The sequence below is a fragment of the Stenotrophomonas sp. HMSC10F07 genome, assembly GCF_001807895.1.
Classification (GTDB): domain Bacteria; phylum Pseudomonadota; class Gammaproteobacteria; order Xanthomonadales; family Xanthomonadaceae; genus Stenotrophomonas; species Stenotrophomonas sepilia.
In genome coordinates, this window is the sequence record NZ_KV791313.1 from 1 (window position 1) to 1,008 (window position 1,008).

The 1,008-nt window shown below is 56.3% G+C and carries 1 protein-coding gene; it reads left to right on the plus strand.

The window, feature by feature from the left end; translation table 11 throughout:
• The first annotated feature begins 299 nt into the window (after window positions 1-299).
• On the plus strand, window positions 300-776 hold the full coding sequence (locus tag HMPREF3114_RS20410) for a DUF4189 domain-containing protein (RefSeq protein ID WP_256337619.1): 477 nt from the start codon (window positions 300-302) through the stop codon (window positions 774-776).
• Window positions 777-1,008: the final 232 nt, after the last annotated feature.

A 1,008-nucleotide genomic window follows, 5' to 3' on the forward strand; every position in this document is an offset into this window, starting at 1 on the left:
TGGCATATTCGCAGATAGGTGGCAGCCCGGTGGCTCAGGCGCCGGGGCCGAATGGGCAGCCGCCGGGTAGCTATTACACGCCAGCGACGCCAGAGAAGGGACGAACTGTCGACTCCGGTGACTACAGTAGTCAGTCAACAAGCCGCATGACATTGCCGCAGTCGGATGCGACAAAGATAGCGGAAACTGGCCAGCGAGCTGCTCATCCTGGTAGATAGTGATTCAGGCGTATTTGGAGAGTTAACGTGAAGCGCATTGTGATCTCCCTCTTTTGGATTTGCTCTGCTTTGTTCTTGCTTGTGACAGAAGATGCTCAAGCGGAGGGGCGCTGCCCGCCCGGACAATATCCAATTGGCGGCCAAGGGGTTGGTGGATGTGCGCCAATACCGGGCTCTAGTGGAGGCGATGCAGGGTCGAGTGGTCCGGTCGCGACTGGCCGCTGGATCAAAACCTGGGGAGCTATTGCAACCGCAGTAAGTACAGGTGATATGGGGGCTTCGGTTGGAAGGCGTTCAAAGCAGGAAGCTGCGTCCGAGGCGCTTTCCCGTTGCGCAAGCCATGGCGCTAGAGATTGCAAAGTCGGAACTACCTACAAGAACCAGTGTGTTGCATATGCTGATCCCGAGAGGGGGAGTAAGGGCCGTGTCTCCTATTCGGTTGCAGGCTCCAAGGAGGAGGCTGCAAATCGAGTCCTGTCCCATTGCGCGGACATCGGTGGCGGCCAGTGCAAAGTTCTTTATACAGATTGTTCTGAGCCGATCTTTGAGTCGTTCTAGTCTCATGACTGCCGTGACATCTTTGATGGTATGAGCGTACCTGAGCCAAGCTGCTCAAGAGCCTGGGGTAGAACGCGCGGCTGAAGAAGCCGCTCGGCGAGAAGTTGAGCGAGAACGACTTCATCAAGGTTGCATTGCGACTCGTGCACCTTCTTTAGTGGGCAATTGTTCTTCTACTGCGCTGTGGAAAAGTGGTAAAGGGCTATCGGATCGTCACCGGCCGCAGCCGGGA